This window comes from Vibrio rhizosphaerae (genome assembly GCF_024347095.1).
GTDB classification, from domain to species: Bacteria; Pseudomonadota; Gammaproteobacteria; order Enterobacterales; family Vibrionaceae; genus Vibrio; species Vibrio rhizosphaerae.
The window spans coordinates 3,488,186-3,506,364 of sequence record NZ_AP024903.1; the positions used below are offsets into that span (position 1 = coordinate 3,488,186).

At 44.7% G+C, this 18,179-nt stretch carries 22 protein-coding genes; 2 read left to right on the forward strand and 20 right to left on the reverse strand.

Annotated elements, in window-relative coordinates:
• Positions 1-11: 11 nt before the first annotated feature.
• The 10 genes from atpH to mioC all read right to left on the reverse strand — a co-directional run bounded on the left by atpH (position 12) and on the right by mioC (position 8,127).
• Positions 12-545, reverse strand: coding sequence for a F0F1 ATP synthase subunit delta (gene atpH / locus OCV37_RS15160; RefSeq protein ID WP_038180498.1), 534 nt, complete (start codon positions 543-545; stop codon positions 12-14).
• Positions 546-559: 14 nt separating this feature from the next.
• Positions 560-1,030: a F0F1 ATP synthase subunit B gene (atpF, locus tag OCV37_RS15165; protein WP_038180496.1), complete on the reverse strand. Its 471-nt coding sequence runs from the start codon at positions 1,028-1,030 to the stop codon at positions 560-562.
• 71 nt (positions 1,031-1,101) lie between these two features.
• Complete coding sequence (atpE, locus tag OCV37_RS15170) at positions 1,102-1,344, reverse strand: F0F1 ATP synthase subunit C (RefSeq protein ID WP_038180493.1); 243 nt, start codon at positions 1,342-1,344, stop codon at positions 1,102-1,104.
• A 50-nt stretch (positions 1,345-1,394) separates the two neighbouring features.
• A complete protein-coding gene (gene atpB, locus OCV37_RS15175; RefSeq protein WP_038180491.1) occupies positions 1,395-2,177 on the reverse strand; it encodes a F0F1 ATP synthase subunit A in 783 nt (260 codons plus the stop codon).
• 12 nt (positions 2,178-2,189) lie between these two features.
• Positions 2,190-2,558 carry an ATP synthase subunit I gene (locus OCV37_RS15180; RefSeq protein WP_038180488.1) on the reverse strand — a complete coding sequence of 123 codons (369 nt, stop codon included), beginning with the start codon at positions 2,556-2,558 and terminating at the stop codon, positions 2,190-2,192.
• A 148-nt stretch (positions 2,559-2,706) separates the two neighbouring features.
• On the reverse strand, positions 2,707-3,600 hold the full coding sequence (locus tag OCV37_RS15185) for a ParB/RepB/Spo0J family partition protein (RefSeq protein ID WP_038180487.1): 894 nt from the start codon (positions 3,598-3,600) through the stop codon (positions 2,707-2,709).
• A 20-nt stretch (positions 3,601-3,620) separates the two neighbouring features.
• On the reverse strand, positions 3,621-4,394 hold the full coding sequence (locus tag OCV37_RS15190; RefSeq protein WP_038180483.1) for a ParA family protein: 774 nt from the start codon (positions 4,392-4,394) through the stop codon (positions 3,621-3,623).
• A 15-nt stretch (positions 4,395-4,409) separates the two neighbouring features.
• Complete coding sequence (rsmG, locus tag OCV37_RS15195; RefSeq protein WP_038180480.1) at positions 4,410-5,042, reverse strand: 16S rRNA (guanine(527)-N(7))-methyltransferase RsmG; 633 nt, start codon at positions 5,040-5,042, stop codon at positions 4,410-4,412.
• A 1-nt stretch (position 5,043) separates the two neighbouring features.
• On the reverse strand, positions 5,044-6,939 hold the full coding sequence (gene mnmG / locus OCV37_RS15200; protein WP_038180476.1) for a tRNA uridine-5-carboxymethylaminomethyl(34) synthesis enzyme MnmG: 1,896 nt from the start codon (positions 6,937-6,939) through the stop codon (positions 5,044-5,046).
• Between the two features lie 747 nt (positions 6,940-7,686).
• Positions 7,687-8,127: an FMN-binding protein MioC gene (mioC, locus tag OCV37_RS15205; protein WP_038180546.1), complete on the reverse strand. Its 441-nt coding sequence runs from the start codon at positions 8,125-8,127 to the stop codon at positions 7,687-7,689.
• Positions 8,128-8,855: 728 nt separating this feature from the next.
• Between mioC and OCV37_RS15210 the strand changes: the two genes are divergently transcribed.
• Together OCV37_RS15210 and OCV37_RS15215 are read left to right on the forward strand one after the other, a co-directional pair.
• Positions 8,856-9,032 (forward strand): hypothetical protein, encoded by a 177-nt coding sequence (locus tag OCV37_RS15210; RefSeq protein ID WP_157634943.1) that lies wholly within the window; start codon positions 8,856-8,858, stop codon positions 9,030-9,032.
• A gap of 241 nt (positions 9,033-9,273) precedes the next feature.
• Positions 9,274-9,768 (forward strand): Hcp family type VI secretion system effector, encoded by a 495-nt coding sequence (locus OCV37_RS15215; protein ID WP_038180473.1) that lies wholly within the window; start codon positions 9,274-9,276, stop codon positions 9,766-9,768.
• A 64-nt stretch (positions 9,769-9,832) separates the two neighbouring features.
• Here the strand turns inward: OCV37_RS15215 and OCV37_RS15220 are convergent, their stop codons facing one another.
• From OCV37_RS15220 to OCV37_RS15265, 10 genes are all read right to left on the reverse strand, one after another.
• Positions 9,833-10,324, reverse strand: a complete 492-nt coding sequence (locus OCV37_RS15220; RefSeq protein WP_038180470.1) for a hypothetical protein — start codon at positions 10,322-10,324, stop codon at positions 9,833-9,835.
• Position 10,325: 1 nt separating this feature from the next.
• A complete protein-coding gene (locus OCV37_RS15225; protein ID WP_038180466.1) occupies positions 10,326-10,892 on the reverse strand; it encodes a hypothetical protein in 567 nt (188 codons plus the stop codon).
• Between the two features lie 417 nt (positions 10,893-11,309).
• Positions 11,310-12,671, reverse strand: coding sequence for a tRNA uridine-5-carboxymethylaminomethyl(34) synthesis GTPase MnmE (mnmE, locus tag OCV37_RS15230; protein WP_038180463.1), 1,362 nt, complete (start codon positions 12,669-12,671; stop codon positions 11,310-11,312).
• 133 nt (positions 12,672-12,804) lie between these two features.
• The gene (yidC, locus tag OCV37_RS15235) at positions 12,805-14,433 is read right to left on the reverse strand and encodes a membrane protein insertase YidC (protein WP_038180461.1); all 1,629 of its coding nucleotides are present in this window, start codon (positions 14,431-14,433) and stop codon (positions 12,805-12,807) included.
• Between the two features lie 2 nt (positions 14,434-14,435).
• The gene (gene yidD / locus OCV37_RS15240; RefSeq protein WP_074374016.1) at positions 14,436-14,693 is read right to left on the reverse strand and encodes a membrane protein insertion efficiency factor YidD; all 258 of its coding nucleotides are present in this window, start codon (positions 14,691-14,693) and stop codon (positions 14,436-14,438) included.
• Entirely contained in the window at positions 14,660-14,983 is a 324-nt protein-coding gene (gene rnpA / locus OCV37_RS15245; protein WP_051680481.1) for a ribonuclease P protein component, read from the reverse strand. Before rnpA ends, yidD begins: the two co-directional genes overlap by 34 nt.
• 45 nt (positions 14,984-15,028) lie before the next feature.
• Complete coding sequence (gene rpmH / locus OCV37_RS15250) at positions 15,029-15,163, reverse strand: 50S ribosomal protein L34 (RefSeq protein WP_005378825.1); 135 nt, start codon at positions 15,161-15,163, stop codon at positions 15,029-15,031.
• Positions 15,164-15,459: 296 nt separating this feature from the next.
• On the reverse strand, positions 15,460-16,197 hold the full coding sequence (locus OCV37_RS15255; protein ID WP_038180455.1) for an amino acid ABC transporter ATP-binding protein: 738 nt from the start codon (positions 16,195-16,197) through the stop codon (positions 15,460-15,462).
• A complete protein-coding gene (locus OCV37_RS15260; RefSeq protein ID WP_038180452.1) occupies positions 16,194-16,865 on the reverse strand; it encodes an amino acid ABC transporter permease in 672 nt (223 codons plus the stop codon). The genes OCV37_RS15255 and OCV37_RS15260 overlap by 4 nt, the downstream gene beginning before the upstream one ends.
• Positions 16,866-17,032: 167 nt before the next feature.
• Complete coding sequence (locus OCV37_RS15265; protein ID WP_038180450.1) at positions 17,033-17,782, reverse strand: amino acid ABC transporter substrate-binding protein; 750 nt, start codon at positions 17,780-17,782, stop codon at positions 17,033-17,035.
• Between the last annotated feature and the right edge of the window lie 397 nt (positions 17,783-18,179).

Genomic DNA, 18,179 nt, shown 5'->3' on the forward strand with positions numbered 1-18,179 from the left:
TCCAATCCCCATCAAGACTGTAATGCATCGCTCAGACGGCTCAAACGGCCATGTACTGAGTTATCGATGATTAAGTCTCCGGCTCGAATAATTACCCCACCGAGTAGGGCCTCATCTATACTGCAATTCAGCTGAACTTTGCGCTCGAGGCGCTGCTCCAGTTTGCTGCTGATCTCTGCTTTTTGTTCTGCGGAAAGCTCCGTTGCAGAAACAACGCTCACTTCCACCTGTTTTTCATGCTCTTTTTTCAACACAAAAAACAGTTCACAAACATCAGGGAGCGCTCTTAAACGCCCATTTTCAGCCATCACCCGAAGCAGGTTCTGACCGTATTCATCAAACTGTTCACCACAAACCGCAACAAAAATTTCTGCCAACTTATCGGCAGCCATTGAACTATTCAAAAGCTCATGGATTTGTTCGTTTTTGGTCACTTCCGCAGCAAAAGTAAGCATCTCACCCCATTGGTTGAGTTGCCCTTTTTCCACCGCAAAGTCAAATGCTGCTTTAGCATAGGGGCGTGCTATTGTTGTCAAATCAGACATTTGCGCCCCCCTAGTTAAAGTTTCGCAGTAATGCTATCGAGAATATCTTTATGCGCATCTTTATCAATAGAACGCTCAAGAATCTTCTCAGCTCCAGCCACAGCAAGCGCAGCAACCTGTTTACGTAAGTCATCTCGGGCACGAATACGCAAAGACTCAATTTCAGCTTCAGCCTGAGCAATCAGGTGATTCCGCTCAACAATGGCTTCATCTCTCGCTTCATCAAGAATTTGTACTTTTCGTTTGTTCGCCTGTTCAATAACTTCAGCCGCTGCTTGCTTGGCTTCTTTGATACGTTCAGAAGCATTCGCTTTCGCTAGATCAAGGTCTTTCTCAGCGCGCTCAGCAGCTGATAGACCGTCAGCAATTTTTTTCTGACGTTCTTCAATCGCTGCCATCAATGGTGGCCATACATATTTCATGCAGAACCAAACAAAGAGAGCGAACGCAATAGCCTGACCTAGCAGAGTTGCGTTTATATTCACCGCAGACTCCTTCTATGTTTGCAAATAATTAAAAACACCAGCCAATTTCTAGACACAATGAATGTGCTAACTTAGCCGGCAACCGCAAACATGACGTACAAACCTAGACCAACAGAGATCATAGGAATCGCGTCCACAAGACCCATCACGATAAAGAACTGAGTACGGATAAGTGGGATAAGATCTGGCTGGCGCGCAGCACCTTCAAGATACTTACCACCCAACATACCGATGCCAATTGCTGCACCAATCGCTGCCAAGCCCATCATGATTGCCGCTGAAAGATACAGCAGATCCATGTTCAAGTTTTCCATTATTGACTCCAAGTTTTATACTAATTGAGTTTCTGATTGATTAAGTTGAATTAGTGATCTTCAGAAGCTTGAGATAGATAAACTATCGTCAACACCATGAAGATAAATGCTTGTAATGTGATGATCAGTATATGGAAAATAGCCCAAGGCACTGACAACACCCACTGTGACCACCACGGTAACAATCCGGCAATCAATATAAAGATCAATTCACCCGCATACATGTTACCGAACAAACGAAGACCCAGTGATACCGGCTTCGAAATCAAAGTCACCCCTTCCAAAATCAAGTTGATTGGAATGAACGCCCAATGATTGAATGGCTGCAGTGTTAGCTCTTTTGCAAACCCGATTGGCCCTTTAATTTTGAAGCTGTAGAACAGAATCAAAACAAAGACGCCCAACGCCATCGATAGCGTAATATTGACATCGGCAGAAGGAACGACACGAAGGTAGTGGATTCCAACTAAGCTTGCTGCATGAGGAAGAAAATCTACCGGGATCAAGTCCATTAAGTTCATCAGGAACACCCATCCGAAAATGGTTATCGCCAATGGAGCAATTAACGCACTTTTTCCGCTGAATACATCTCTGACGGTCCCGTCTACGAATTCAACGATCATCTCGATGAAACACTGTAGTTTCCCGGGGACACCACTTGTTGCATTTTTGGCAACTCGGAAAAAGAGCCAAAGCATGCCAGCCCCCAAAAGCACAGAGATGACCATTGAGTCAATGTTTAGACTCCAAAAGCCTTCCCCTGAACTTAAAAAGGTCAGGTGGTGAGAGATATATTCTTGAGAGGTTAGAGTGGTTTCACCTGAACCAGACATTGAATATCCTATCTATTCACGGTTGATTGAAAAAAATGACGTTACGAACTGCACCACACTTGCCAGACAATAAGACACAATAAGAACCCCGGCATTTATGTCAATTTCCCTAAAAATAAACACTAAAACGCCAGCGGTCATCATTAATTTGTATAGATTGCCCATATATGCACGACCCACATCCAGACCCGCATTGTCTTCGCGGTCCAATTTTCTATGCATATATAAATTCGCCAATAGTGAAGGTACGGTGTACGTAAGTCCCCCAAGAAAAGCGGACAGACCACTTTTCTCATCCAGCACATAGCCGACAATGGTAGCTAATACTATAAAAAAGGCTAACTGCCACGAAAATGACAGAATAAACCATTTATTTAACATAAGTTACCACCCGTTAACTATAGGCCGATTATACATCCGCCTTTACCTTTTACAATAAAGCCGGACCTACAATTCCTCTAGATACATCACAAAAACCCATAAAATGTAAATCAATGATTGCAAAAATAAACATTTCTGTTCTACGGGATTATGACTCTAGTTTTGCAGTCAATGACTGCAATATTTCTTCCAAAGCTTGGCTGTCAGCAACACTGATGGTGATTTTCCCTTGCCCTTTATCAGAAAGGTTCACAGAAACTTTAGCCTGCAGCATTTCACCCAATCTATCCGATAAATTCAATGCATGATTCGTTACAATAGGTTTCTGTGTTTCAGGCTTCGGTGACAGTGCTTTTTTCACCAATTGTTCTGTCTGGCGAACGGTTAACTGTTTTTTCGCAACCTGACTGGCGATTTCCGTCTGAACTTCGCCTTCGAGCATGAGCAGCGCACGCGCATGACCCATATCTAACTTTTTCTCAGCAACCAATGTCTTAACAATATCGTCAAGCTGATTCAGGCGTAATAAATTCGTCACCGTGGTACGCGATTTACCAATCGCATCAGCCACTTGTTGATGGGTTAACTTAAACTCATCTTGCAGCCGTTCCAGCGCCTGAGCTTCTTCAATCGCATTCAGATCTTCACGCTGAATATTCTCAATCAGAGCCATTGCAATGGCCGCACGATCTTCCACATGTTTGACTAAACAAGGAACTTGCTTCAAGCCTGCGTGTCTGGCAGCTCTCCACCGCCGTTCTCCGGCGATAATTTCATAGTTTCCGTTATCAATCGGCCGCACAACGATCGGTTGGATGATTCCCTGCGCCTGAATCGAAGCCGACAGCTCTTCCAATGTTTCCGGAGAGACATCTTTCCGGGGTTGGTATACACCGGGTCTCAGGTGGGTAATAGAAATCTCAGCGAGTTCACCATCAGATGACATCGTTTGACTTTGAGTCGCTACTTGTTGCTTTTCTCTTGCCATAGAACTTGTCGAAAGCAACGCATCCAAGCCTTTTCCCAAACCACGTTTAGACATGTAAGCGGATTCCTTTTTGGTTATGCAATGACTTCATCCCGGCGCAACATCTCACCAGCTAACGCAAGATAGGCCTTGGCACCCACAGAATATTTATCGTAATACATGGCGGGTTTACCATGACTCGGCGCCTCAGCAAGACGAACATTACGTGGGATAACGGTACGGTACACTTTATCACCAAAGTGCTGTTTTAATTGATCGGATACCTCATTGGAGAGTCGATTACGAGGATCGTACATCGTTCTCAGTAACCCTTCGATTTTCAGATTACTATTCACGACAGCTGCCAACTTACTAATGGTATCCATCAGGGCCGTTAATCCCTCAAGCGCGAAATACTCACATTGCATTGGTACTAAAACAGAATCCGCCGCAGCCATCGCATTGATTGTAAGGAGGTTAAGAGAGGGAGGACAATCAATAAAGATGAAATCATAGTTATCACGAACTGAAGCCAGAACATTTTTCAACCGGACCTCGCGGGCAAAAACTTCCATCAGTTTGATTTCTGCCGCCGTCACATCACCATTGGCAGCAATCAGATGATAACGGCCAGTCGTCTTTTGACAGACCACTTCCTGAAACGGGACTTCCTCAACCAATAAATCGTAAGCGGTATAATCAATCTGATATTTATCGACACCGCTTGCCATCGTTGCATTGCCTTGCGGATCAAGATCAATCACTAATATCTTACGTTTCGTTGCTGCCATCGAGGCAGCAAGATTGACACAAGTTGTTGTTTTACCAACACCACCTTTTTGGTTGGCGATTGCTACTATTTTTCCCACGGCATGCCTCGTTGTCTATTCCTTGCGCGATAAGATTACAAGATGACGCTCACCTTCGAGTTCAGGAACGGCTAAAGATTGGATATCCGTCACAAAACACCATTCAGGAAGCAAATCTATCTCATCATGCGGTATTTGTCCTTTCAATGCCAAAAAAACGCCCTCATCCGCTTTCGGAAGATGGTGACACCAATTTACCATATCTATCATGGAAGCAAATGCTCTGCTGAGCACACCATCAAATTTATCTTCAGGCAGGAAATCTTCAACCCGGCTTTGAACCGGCGTCACGTTACGAATATCCAATTCATAAACCACCTGCTTAATAAACCGGATACGCTTACCTAAGCTATCGAGCAACGTAAATTGCTTATCCGGGTTCATAATTGCAAGTGGAATACCGGGTAATCCCGGCCCTGTACCGACATCAATAAAGCGATTACCCAGTAAGTGAGGGCTGACAACGATACTATCCATGATATGTTTCACCAACATGTCTTCCGGATCGCGCACCGACGTCAAATTATAAGCTTTATTCCATTTATTCAATCGCTCAACATATCCGAGCAAAAGATCCATCTGATGTTCACTTACCGTGAGATCCGTCTGCGCGATCAACTGCGTCAGACGGGCAGCCAGCGTTGCCATGTTATGCCGCTTCTCCCTTCTTAAGCATTCCATTTTTCTTGAGATAAACCAACAAAATAGAAATAGCTGCCGGCGTAATGCCCGAAATCCGGGAAGCAATCCCAACCGTCTCCGGTTTTGCCGCATTGAGTTTAATCACAACTTCATTCGAGAGGCCTTTCACAAGGCTATAATCGAGGTCAACCGGCAGTTTGGTATTCTCATGACGCAGTGATTTTTCGATTTCGTCTTGCTGACGTTGAATATACCCCTCGTATTTGACCTGAATTTCAACCTGTTCGGCGGCCTGACGATCATCTAACGCTGGTGAATACTGCGGCAAACTCGTCAGTAAATCATAGGTCATTTCCGGGCGACGTAATAAATCTTCACCACTTGCTTCTCTGGAAATCGGTGTTTTAAGCATCTCATTCAATGCTTCAACGCCCGCCGATTCTGGATTGACCCAAATGTCTTTCAGCCGTTGACGTTCACGCGCCATATTTTCAATTTTCTGGTTGAAACGAGCCCAGCGTATATCATCCACCAGACCGAGTTCCCGGCCTTTTTCAGTTAAACGCAAGTCAGCATTATCTTCACGGAGTAACAAGCGGTATTCCGCACGTGAGGTAAACATCCGGTAAGGTTCACTGGTCCCGAGTGTTGAAAGATCATCGATCAAAACACCCATGTAGGCTTGATCACGACGCGGGTTCCAACCTTCTTTCTCTTGAGCGTACAAACTCGCATTCAAACCGGCCATCAAACCTTGCGCTGCCGCTTCTTCGTAACCGGTGGTTCCGTTGATCTGCCCGGCAAAGAACAGACCTTGGATAAATTTGGTTTCATAGGTTTGTTTTAAATCACGCGGATCAAAAAAGTCATATTCAATCGCATAACCGGGACGAACAATATGTGCATTTTCAAACCCTTGCATCGATTGCACGATTTGCACCTGCACATCAAACGGTAAGCTGGTGGAGATTCCGTTTGGATATAATTCTGTGGTGGTTAATCCTTCCGGTTCAATGAAGATCTGGTGGCTATTTTTATCAGCAAAACGCATCACTTTATCTTCGATTGACGGACAGTAACGCGGCCCGATCCCTTCAATTACACCCGCATACATGGGGCTGCGATCCAAATTATTGCGGATCACATCATGCGTTTTCTCATTGGTATAAGTGATATAACAAGGAATCTGACGCGGATGTTGATCACGATGACCTAAAAACGAAAATACAGGCGTAGGATCATCACCGTGCTGAACCGCAAGCTGAGAAAAATCAACCGAACGAGCATCAATCCGCGGTGGTGTTCCCGTTTTTAAACGATCAACACGGAATGGTAATTCACGCAGGCGTTGTGCTAAAGCGATCGACGGTGGATCACCAGCACGGCCACCAGAATAGTTTTCCATACCAATGTGGATCTTACCGCCGAGGAATGTTCCGACCGTCAGGACAACCGCTTTAGCGTGGAATTTAAGACCCATTTGGGTTACCACACCCACGACACGATCCTGTTCAACGATCAGATCATCAGCAGCTTGCTGAAACAACGTCAGATTCGGCGCATTTTCCAGTGCGTGACGAACATAAGCTTTGTATAACGCTCTGTCTGCCTGAGCCCGAGTGGCCCGAACTGCCGGCCCTTTTGAAGCGTTCAGAGTTCTGAACTGAATACCTGCATGATCGATCGCCTGAGCCATCAAACCGCCCAAAGCGTCAACTTCTTTGACCAGATGTCCTTTTCCGATCCCGCCAATGGCAGGGTTACATGACATCTGTCCTAACGTATCAATATTATGCGTCAGAAGTAATGTTTTTTGTCCTGTGCGTGCAGAGGAGAGAGCGGCTTCCGTTCCAGCGTGACCGCCACCAACCACAATGACGTCAAAATTTTCGTGATAAAGCATGAACCGACCTCAGATATTCAGATCCGTATAAGAAATTAAAGGAGCAGCATTCTACCTTTTTTATCTCCGTTAGAAAATTGATTTCGTGTTTTTGCAGATGATCTTTGAACAATATAAATATATAAGATCTTTATATAGATCTTTTATTAGATCTACTATTAGGGAAGCGGATCTTTGTGGATAAACCTAAAATGATCAGTTGGATCATTAAGTTCGGGACGATCAGTTTTTGTGATCAAACGTTGATCAGATCGAGGATTAGCTGGGATCAAAAATGGCACTTATTCACACCCCTCCGCATAGTGATAAGTTATTATTTGGATAACTATAGCTTCTTCACTGGATCTTTCTATACTTATCCACAGAATAAAACGCTCAAAAATAAATCAATGGGTCCCTTTCGTTGTTATTTCTGGTCATGGCTTCTGGTTTCAAAGCTGCCTGAAGTAACAAGAAACGCCTGAATTTTAATCATCTTATCAATGGCGAGTGATTTTAAGCGATTATTTTAAGCAACTGATTTTATATTTAACGGCAGTTACAAGCTGTCTGTCTATCAATAGATGCCGCATCAGTGATTATTTCCGTTTTGATATCATCATGACCGGTATAAAAGAGATGTGTTATGAGAGATAAAAAACCGTTTCTCTGCGATGGAGCTTTTGTGATGCTTAATGTGGAAAAGCAGGGGACATGATTTCAGGGCAGTTTCGACTACCCTGTGAGTAACTTGTTATACACAACCCGTCATTCATTGAATTGTGCCAGATGCTGTGTGAGCCATTCTCCGGCGGCATCTTCCGGGACCGGATGTTCAAGAATATCAATCGTATAGCAGTCTGTCAGCGGGGTTGCCCCGATATCGAGCAGCAGCTCGTAGGCATGTTTTCCTGCGGCGCAGAATGTGTCATAGCTGGAATCACCGATCGCGACAACAGCAAAAGATAATTTGTCCGTTCTGGGCGGGGTATCCTGAAGTGCGCGGATAAAGGGTTGAATATTATCCGGATATTCACCCGCTCCGTGTGTCGATGTAATGATCAGCCAAATGCCTTCTGCCGGGATATCCGCGAAATTCGGCTGGTTATGGATCTCGGTCTTATGGCCTTGTTGTTGTAATAGTTCATCAAGATGATCACCGACATATTCAGCGCCGCCGAGCGTGCTCCCCGTAATGATATGGATCATATTCATCCTCTTCACAATGGTATTTCACTAATGGAATGTGTTGCTTCTGATTCAACCGACTGACTCAATGCATGTCTGCAATATGTGTCGAGCAACAAAACGTAGGCATAAGAGTAATCAAACCGAAGCGGGAAAGAAAGACACAACTGTATATTGTGTGGATAGCATGGGATCAACCCGTGTGCAGTCGTAAGATTCGATCTGGGAGATAACTTGTATAGTGATGTGTGTGGTTTGTGGGTAACTGTTCATGATCATCACCATTGCTCTGTTGGGGATTTCATCGATCATGCACTTGATCCGTTAATCGACTCCTGAGAGGTATAGTTTTGAATGGTGAACATCGATCACCCTCAGACCGTGAAATCACTCGTAAAAATAGGTAATGAAGATGTTGGCCAAAGGATGACTTTCTGCGAGTCAGAACAAATATTTCTCTTTAGGGCGTCGCGGCAACCCCCGCTGCTGTTTAAGCTGAACACACGTCGGTGATCTCCGGCGTCGGGATTCGAACCCCGCATTGATCATAAAGGTACATAGACGACAGCGGTTGCTGGCTTTATTATGTGTGGCTTCACCTATATTGAATAATAATGGTGGGCTGAATGAGGCTGGCTTCGGTCAGGCCGTTTCCTTTGTGACGGTAGTTCGAACCCGTTCAGCTCACCACCTCCAGAGATTCGGACCTCCTTGGTGGTGAATATCCAACCATCACAAAGGAGGCCAATATGCCTGCGCAATTTACCCCTAATTTACCGCTGACCGCCCGAGGTTATCTGATCGATTTTCTCGGCCTGTGTACCGATGCCGGAACCAATCAGCATGAACTGCGAGAGGTGCTGTTGTACCTCAATAACCTGATTACCTTTGATGAAATGCAGTTACAGCAAGAGGATGGGGTGTAACACTGAAAAGCAAAAGGAGAGCTGGGCTCTCCTTTATTATGTGTAAGGATGAAGATCTGATTTTACTGTGGCTGCTTAATCAAAAGTAAATAGCGTCAGAAATATTATTGATAATCAACTGATTTGTATGTGTAAAATTTTGGTACAAAATCAATTTGAAACTAATTGCATAAAGAAGTTATAGACAGCATTCCTGTTAGTCATCATATTTCATTATTTACATAATGGTGGGTATGAGCAGATGGCACATATAGCATATATGACGGTTAATGGTGAGAAGCAAGGGGTGATTTCCAGTGGTTGTAACACCAAAGATTCAATGGGAAATAAATATCAGGAAACTCATACTGATGAAATTACCATTCTGGCTTGTGAACAAAATATGTTTAAAGATCAGGGCCAACACGGGAAGACACATCATCCGATTCAAATTATCAAAAATATTGATAAATCCAGCCCCCTACTATCGACTGCATTTGCTAAACAAGAATATTTGGATTGTGTGATTGACTTCTTCAGAACCAATGAGCAGGGATATAACGAAAAATTTTATTCTATTGAATTGAAAAAAGCAGTGATTACAGGAATCAGTTTTAAACTTCCTCACACCGTTATTGATCATAAAGAAGAGATGAATGAAGTCCTTGAATTAAGCTATAAGGAGATTATTTGGCGGCATAACATAAGCGGAACGATAGGATATGATAACTGGGATCAAGGCGGTTGGCTGGAATAAACCGATTTTTGCACCTGCTCTTTGTATGGAGTCGATGCAAAATATGCGGCTCGTGAAGGTATGATTAGAGATTGACTTCATCTGAGCAGGTTTCTTCTGAATCATAGCCAATATAGTAATACCCTTGCCAGACACTGTTTCCCTGAAGTTTCATCGAGTATTGAATTCCTTCGCTGGTTGTACAGTAATGGTAACTATACTTTTTGGGCTCAGGAATATGAATCAGTCCGATTGCCAAGCCAATATCACTCTCTGAACTGACCTGATAAAAACTATAGCCGTTGTTGATATTTATTTGTTTTCTGTCTTCTGTTAGCGCATAACAGTTGTCAGCCGATGTGGCCTTATTGATGACATGGCCCTGGGTGATTTGATTGTTGTTTTCCAGATGAACGACAGTGACTTCAACAGGTAATTTCAGTTTTGAATTTTTGATCGCCAGACATTTACCATGCATCCAGCCAATATCATGAAAACCAGAGTGATGATTGCTTTCTGGTATTGCATGGCAGGATGTGAGTAACAAAACAGTGCTGAAGCGTAATAATTGTTTCATTTTATCTTCCATTATATGACCAGTGTGGTGCGTCACTTTTTAGCTTTTTAACACTATAAGACGCTCCAACAGTGTGCAATACCGTATTATCATTGACATTTTTCATATAAGTCACTTTAACACCAGTACCATCGTTTTTCTTGATCGTGATTGTACCACTCCATGTAATGGTCATATCGATAGCTTTTCCAGCAATATGATTACTTGTCAGTGAAGGTGGATAAATACTTCTGGGAGGAACGGCTAACCCAAACCCTTTGACCATTTCCAGAGCACCGGCCTTACTTTTTGCCAGATCGTTATGATCCCATTGAATATCAACCCCAGACATTTTTTTAGCTTCTGATGGCTTGCATTTCCCCTGTGAAATTTTCCACGACCAGTGAAACAGATAGGCTCGTTTGGCGCTTCTTTTGGTCGTTGATATTTTCACGGTTGCACCAGCATCGGTTAATGCTTTGATAAAAGCTTTGGCGTTGGCTTTGAATCCAGCTTCAAGATCCTCAACACTCTGGCTATTCTTTGCATGTGAATTTGCCCATGTTACCCAATACCGACCGCTTTTCATTTGGTTGTTGTCCTCAGAATGATGGGGTTGTTGATTTTTTGCTTTATACGATTTTCGTGGTGTTGTTTATTTGGAGAAAACCTATAAGGTCAGGCTTGAAGGGATGACACCATAGATGCCTCACTGACTTGGAGAGGAATTATTCTAAATTTATCACTTAGTTAATTATACATTCAGTTTCATTTTCTTTTTATGATGAGATATTGTGCCGGAGAATGCTCTAATTTTATTGAATAGATAGTTTTTAATTGTTTGTAATGGGACTTTTTGACTGGGCATGAATAGCAAGCAACAAGGCATGAAGCAAAGGTATGTAAAAGGGAGTAAAACCGATTCATAAACAAAATTCCAAAATGACCATAATTGGCTTGATTTGTTGTGAAGGGTTTTACTCGTTTCTCTGATTAAAAAGCGACTTTACTTCCCGATACAGAAACTCGAAAAGATCCGTCCCAGTAAGTCATCAGAACTAAACTCACCGGTGATCTCATTGAGATGCTGCTGGGTGATGCGCAGTTCTTCGGCGAGGATTTCTCCGGCCATGTAGCCTTCGAGTTGTTGCTGACCAATGGCGAGGTGTTCGGCGGCTTTATCTAAGGCATCGAGGTGGCGGCGGCGGGCCATGAAGCTGCCTTCTTGGCTACCGGTGAATCCCATGCAGTCTTTCAGGTGGCTTCTCAGGGCTTCGACCCCTTCGCCGGTTTTGGCTGACAGGCGGATCAATGTGGGTGCATTGACGTGGCAGATCCCCATCGGTTCGTTGGTTTGATCGGCTTTATTACGGATCACGGTCATTCCGATGTTCTCCGGGAGACGATCAACGAAATCTGGCCAGATCTCTTTCGGATCGGTTGCGTCGGTTGTGGTGCCATCCACCATGAACAAAACGCGATCCGCTTGTTTGATTTCATCCCAGGCGCGCTCAATCCCGATGCGTTCGACTTCATCGGATGCTTCCCGCAGCCCTGCGGTATCGATAATGTGCAGTGGCATACCGTCAATGTGGATATGCTCTCTCAGCACGTCCCGGGTGGTTCCGGCGATATCTGTGACAATCGCGGACTCTTTACCGGAGAGTGCATTGAGCAGGCTTGATTTGCCGGCATTGGGTCGTCCGGCAATGACGACTTTCATACCTTCACGCATCAGAGCGCCTTGGCTGGCTTCCCGCCGGACCATGTTTAGGTTATCAATAATCGTTTGCAGATCTGCGGCGACTTTCCCATCTGCCAGAAAGTCGATCTCTTCTTCTGGGAAATCAATCGCAGCTTCGACATAGATTCGCAGATGGATTAATGACTCAACCAAGGTATGAATTCGGGTCGAGAATTGCCCTTGCAGCGATTGTAATGCGGATTTGGCGGCCTGTTCTGAACTGGCATCGATTAAATCGGCAATGGCTTCTGCCTGTGCGAGATCCAGTTTGTCGTTGAGGAACGCGCGTTCGGAGAACTCTCCCGGGCGTGCAGTGCGAATGCCGGGAATGGTCAGAATCCGGCGAATCAGCATATCCATGACAACAGGGCCCCCATGGCCTTGCAGTTCCAGTACATCTTCACCGGTAAATGAATGAGGGTTGGGGAAAAACAAAGCAATGCCCTGATCTAACTGGGTACCGTCTTCATCCTGAAAGGGAAGATATTCTGCATATCGGGCCCGGAGGGTTTTGCCGGTCAACGCTTGGGCGACGTCAGCCGCCTTCGGTCCGGATACTCGAATAATTCCGACACCACCACGGCCTGTCGGTGTTGCCTGTGCAACGATTGTGTCTGTAGTCATAGTGAATTGGTCTGTTCAGTCAAAAAAGGCAATATTCATCATGGACTGTCATGATGGATCGTATGATGCGCATTGTAATCAGCCGCTAATAAAAAGGCGACCCTTTGGCCGCCTCTTTTCTCATGACTCTGGTCTACTTCTTCGAGTGTAAACCTTTCTTCTCCAGCGCTTTGTAGATCAACATTTGCTGGATCAGAGTGACGATGTTTGAGACCAACCAGTACAGGACCAGACCGGATGGGAAGAACAGGAAGAAGACCGTAAATGCGACTGGCATAAAGGTCATGATCTTCTGTTGCATCGGATCGGTCACTGTTGTCGGGCTCATTTTCTGCAACATAAACATACTGGCACCCATTAAAAGTGGCAGGATGTAGTATGGGTCTTGGGCAGATAAGTCATGAATCCAGCCAAAGAACGGCTGGTGGCGGAGCTCAACAGATTCCATCAGAGCCCAGTAGAGCGAGATGAAGATCGGCATTTGCAGCAGAATCGGGAAACAGCCGCCCAGCGGGTTCACTTTCTCTGATTTATAGAGAGCCATCATTTCCTGACTCATGCGTTGGCGGTCATCACCAATGCGTTCACGCATTGCTTGCAATTTCGGTTGCAGCATGCGCATTTTAGCCATGGAAGTATACTGAGCCTTAGTCAGCGGATACATCACACCACGAACAATAAAGGTCAGACAGATAATTGCGATACCCCAGTTAGAGACAATGCTCTGAATGAAGGAAAGCAGGCTATGCAGTGGTTTGGCAATAAACCATAACCAGCCGTAATCCACAACGAGATCCAGATTTGGTGCCGTCGCTGCCATTTGGTCTTGCAGTTTCGGGCCAACCCATAAAGTGGCATTGAAGTCGGTGCTTTCGCCAGTTGCGATGGTCCGGTTTGGTTCGCGGATACCGATGTCACCGAGATTACGGTTAGCCATTACCCGAGAAAATAGTTTGGTATCCGGTGCCTGACGCGGAATCCATGCTGCAGCAAAATAGTGTTGGATCATCGCTGCCCAGCCTTGACCATTGTTTAAGGTAAGGTTCAGAGCGTGATCTTTCATGTCACTAAAGCTGAATTTTTTGTAGCGGGTCTCTTCGGTCGAGTAAGCACCACCGTGATAAGTTGACATGGCAAAGCTACTACCGGTCGCTTCCAGAGTCTGACGCAGATGTGCATACATCCCGACAGCAGCATTCTGGCCTGACTGGTTATTGACATTGAAATCAACATCAATCGCATAGCTGTTCCGTTTCAGGGTGAATGTTTTGGTGTAGGTAATGCCGTTCGCTTGATAAGTCAACGGGACACGAACTTCGTCTTGACCATCAGTCAGTTGATAACTGCTTTGGGCAACTTGATAAGTCGGACGACTATTGCTCTTATCGATCCCTTGTGGGCCAATCAGGCCGCTTTGCGCGATAAACTGAAAATCATTGTTCTTTTTCAGCAGCGCAAAAGGTTGGTCTGAATTCAGCTCTTTAGAGTATTTATTCAGTTTCGCAGAGATAACGTCACCACCGACCGTATTGATGGCAAGAGTGAGGACGTCCGTTTTCACGGTCACTATTTTTCCTGCAACATCCTGCGTTGATACCGGTTCAAACTCATCTGAGCCTGGAGGAGCAGCAGGGACTGAACTACTTGATTGTGTCTGCTCAACCGCAGTTGGGGCAGGGTTCTGTGCTACTTGCCATTTCTGGAACAGTAAGAAAGAAACCAGCGCCAAAGCGATTAACAGGATATTACGTTGAGAATCCATCGTTATTTATCTCTGTCTTGTCTTGGGTTAGGTGGAACGGGGTCATAGCCCCCTTCATTCAGAGGGTGGCATTTTAATAGACGTTTGCCTGATAACCAACATCCTTTTACAAAACCGTGAGCTTTCAATGCTTCAATCGCATATCGAGAGCAGGTTGGTGTAAAGCGACAACGTGGTCCTAACAGAGGGCTAATCAGCCACCTGTAGAGATAAATCAGTCCAATGACTAACCACGATAAGGGCGAGACAGGCGTTGCCATAGTTTATCAAACAGCTTTGTTATTTCCTCATTGCTGAGTTCCTGAGCGCTTTTTTTGGCAATCACGACAAAGTCTTTATGTGGTAATTCGTGCTGCTTCAGGCGAAAACTTTCCCGTGCAAGTCGCTTAAAACGATTGCGGCCAACGGCAGTTTTTATCTGTTTTTTCGGAACGGCTAATCCCAGTCTTGGGTGGGAAAGAGCGTTTTTACGGGCAATGATGGTAAAGTGAGGCGAGCCAGCACTATGGGCTTGCTGGAATACGTGTTGGTAGTGTTCGGGAGTTAACAAACGTAACTCCCGACGAAAAGCGTACTTGTTCAAAATAAATTCAGATTATTTTGACAGGCGTGCACGGCCTTTCGCACGACGTGCGTTAATTACTTTACGACCGTTCTTAGTTGCCATACGAGCACGGAAACCGTGAGTACGTTTGCGCTTCAGAACTGTAGGTTGAAAAGTGCGTTTCATTGTTTTTACCTTACTGATCAGTAGTTTCTAGGTTCTTGTTAAACCCGGCGTTGGGTTCTGTCTGCCTCTTTTTCAAGAGGAAAAATTCCGACGCCTTGCAACAAAGAGGCGGAATTGTAATCACTGCCACCGAAGGTGTCAATAATTGGGGAAACGAAGCCCCTGAATCTCTGGCTTATCAATTGCCTTTTATTTCGGTTTTGCCGACCGACATAGAAGTAAATTGGCAGGATGTCATGCTTCATTTCAATTTGGTCGGGCGATTATACGTTGTACGGATAAAATCTCAAGGATCCTTATTCGATCCCAACCTGATTTAAGAATTTTTGCAAGCGGATATCCTGTGGATTATCGAATATATCCTGTGGAGATCCTTGTTCAACAATGTTTCCTTCAGCCATAAAGATCACACGATCTGCGACTTCTTTGGCAAATTGCATTTCATGGGTGACCACCAGCATGGTCTGATGATCCTGGGCCAATTTCTTCATCAAACTCAGCACTTCGCCCACCCACTCTGGGTCGAGCGCCGATGTTGGTTCATCAAATAACAGCAGTTCTGGTTCCTGCGCCATGGCCCGCCCGATCCCAACACGCTGTTGCTGACCGCCGGAAAGTGATGCCGGATACTGATCACTTTTATCCCCAAGCCCGATATCATTGAGAATCTGCTGAGCACGCTCGTAAGCCTGATCTTTTTTCCAGCCCCGGACAGTGATCAACCCTTCTGCAATGTTCTGTTTTGCGGTGAGATGAGCAAACAGGGCATAGTTTTGAAACACGAATCCGGTTTTGCGTCTCAGTGCCAGAACATCTTCTTTATTTGGGTGAGTACTATCGACACTGACATTATCAATGGTAATCGTGCCTTGGTCGGCACTCTCGAGAAAGTTGACACAGCGCAACAACGTTGATTTACCGGTGCCACTCGATCCGATGATGACAATGATTTCCCCGCGATTGATTTGAAGATCAATCCCTTTGAGTACTTCACTCTTTCCGAAACGTTTATGAATATTAGTTAACTTGATCATCTCATATACGCCTTATTGAGTTTGTGTTCTGCCCAGCTCTGAATTCGGGTCAGGATAATGGTGATTCCCCAGTAAATGAAAGAGACGGCGAGGAAAGCTTCAAAATAATGAAAGCTGGAAGAGGCTTCCATTTGTGCTTTCGCCATGATTTCAGCAACCCCGAGTGTAAATGCCAATGAAGTAGATTTAATCATATCGATGAAATAGTTCATCAGCGAGGGTAAGGCGATTCGGCTGGCTTGCGGCAGAATAATCCGGCGCATCGATTGCACCGTGGTCATGCCGATGGACAGACTTGCTTCCATTTGGCTTCGGTCTACCCCTGTAATCGCAGCGCGAATGGTTTCTGCCATATAGGCCGAAAAGTGAAGAGCCAGACCAAGAATCGCAGCACTATATGCGTCCATACCGGTCATCACGGGGAAAATCTGCGGTAAGCCATAATAAAAGAGGAACAGCTGAACCAGCAGCGGGGTGCCTCGAAAATAGCTGATATAAAGTTGGCAAATCTGATCAAAAACAGGAATGCGGAAGACGCGAATATTCGCAATGATGACCGATAAAATGATGGCAAGCACCATGCCCCAACAGGCTAACTCGATGGTAATGCTGAGGTATTTGAGCAGAATTGGCATCAGCCCCAGCATATATTGAAAATCAAAACCCATAATGTATGTCTTCTTTTTTATCTGGGAATCAAGAACCGACAACGGCAGTGATTCCTGAATATTGGTGTCAATGCATTGGTGTGTATTTAAAAATAAACCCACTGTGCGATCTGGACAGTGGGCTTAAAATGTTGTCATGAACCCTCAGGTCTCATGGCGATCGTGCGTTATCTTTGAGTGATATCGGTATCGAACCATTTTTGTGAAATTTTACTCAGTGTGCCGTCGGCACGCATCGCTGCAAGCGCTTTGTTCACTTCACCCTGAAGCTTCTTACCTTTTTCATTATTGAGGAAAGGCCAGGCATTCTCAATAGTTTCGAATGGTTTTCCTGCCAGTTGAAGCGGTAACCCTGATTTTTGAATCACTTCCAGAATCGAAAGACGATCCATCACAAAGGCATCGATCCGACCCAGAGCAACATCCTGTTCAAAGCTTGAGTCATAAGTTTTGATGTTGATCTGATGGTCTTTATCGTGCTGACGCAACAGCTGTTCAAAGTTTGATCCTAAGTTAACGGCAACGGTTTTGCCTTTCAGATCTTCTAAATTGTGAATGGTATTGTTGCCTTTACGTACGGCGATTTGTGCGCCATCAATGACATACGGTGCAGAAAAGAGATATTTCTGTTTACGGGCGTCTGTGATGGTGATTTGGTTCGATATGGTATCGATGCGTCCGGTTTCCAGCAGGCCAAACAGCCCGGAAAAGCTGGCTGTAACGAATTTCACTTGATAATCATTACGTTTGCCTATTTCTTTCCATAGATCAACTTCAAACCCTTGGAGTTCATCCTGTTTGACAAACGTGAACGGGAAGTAGCGGCCAGACATACCGACTTTCACTTCGGTTGCTGCATGGACGTTAATTGTTGTAAAAGCGAGGGCCGCAATTGCAGCAATAAACCATTTCTTCATGTTGATCTCCAAAATCTATCAGGCGCTTATTTTAATGATATATAGCATAACAAAAGAAATAACCATAAGTTATGGGTCATAACCTATCATCACTATGTGTGTCTATACTCATATGGTTTATTTCTTTGCTATGCTTTTTATCTGACTCAATTTATCCGTCATTCCCCATTGAAGCGACAATATATTAATCTGGGGATAACTTTGTAAGATCTTTGTTTTGTGGATGTCTGTGTGGGTAAATCAGGGACATTTAGGGATGATCCAAGAATAAAATGGCCAAAAATTGTGAATAACTTGGATCTAGTTTACAGGATTGACGATCAATTACTGGAGATCTTGAAGATCAACAGGTAGAATTGCCAGTCTTTATCGATCATCTAATCAGAGTGAGGGAACA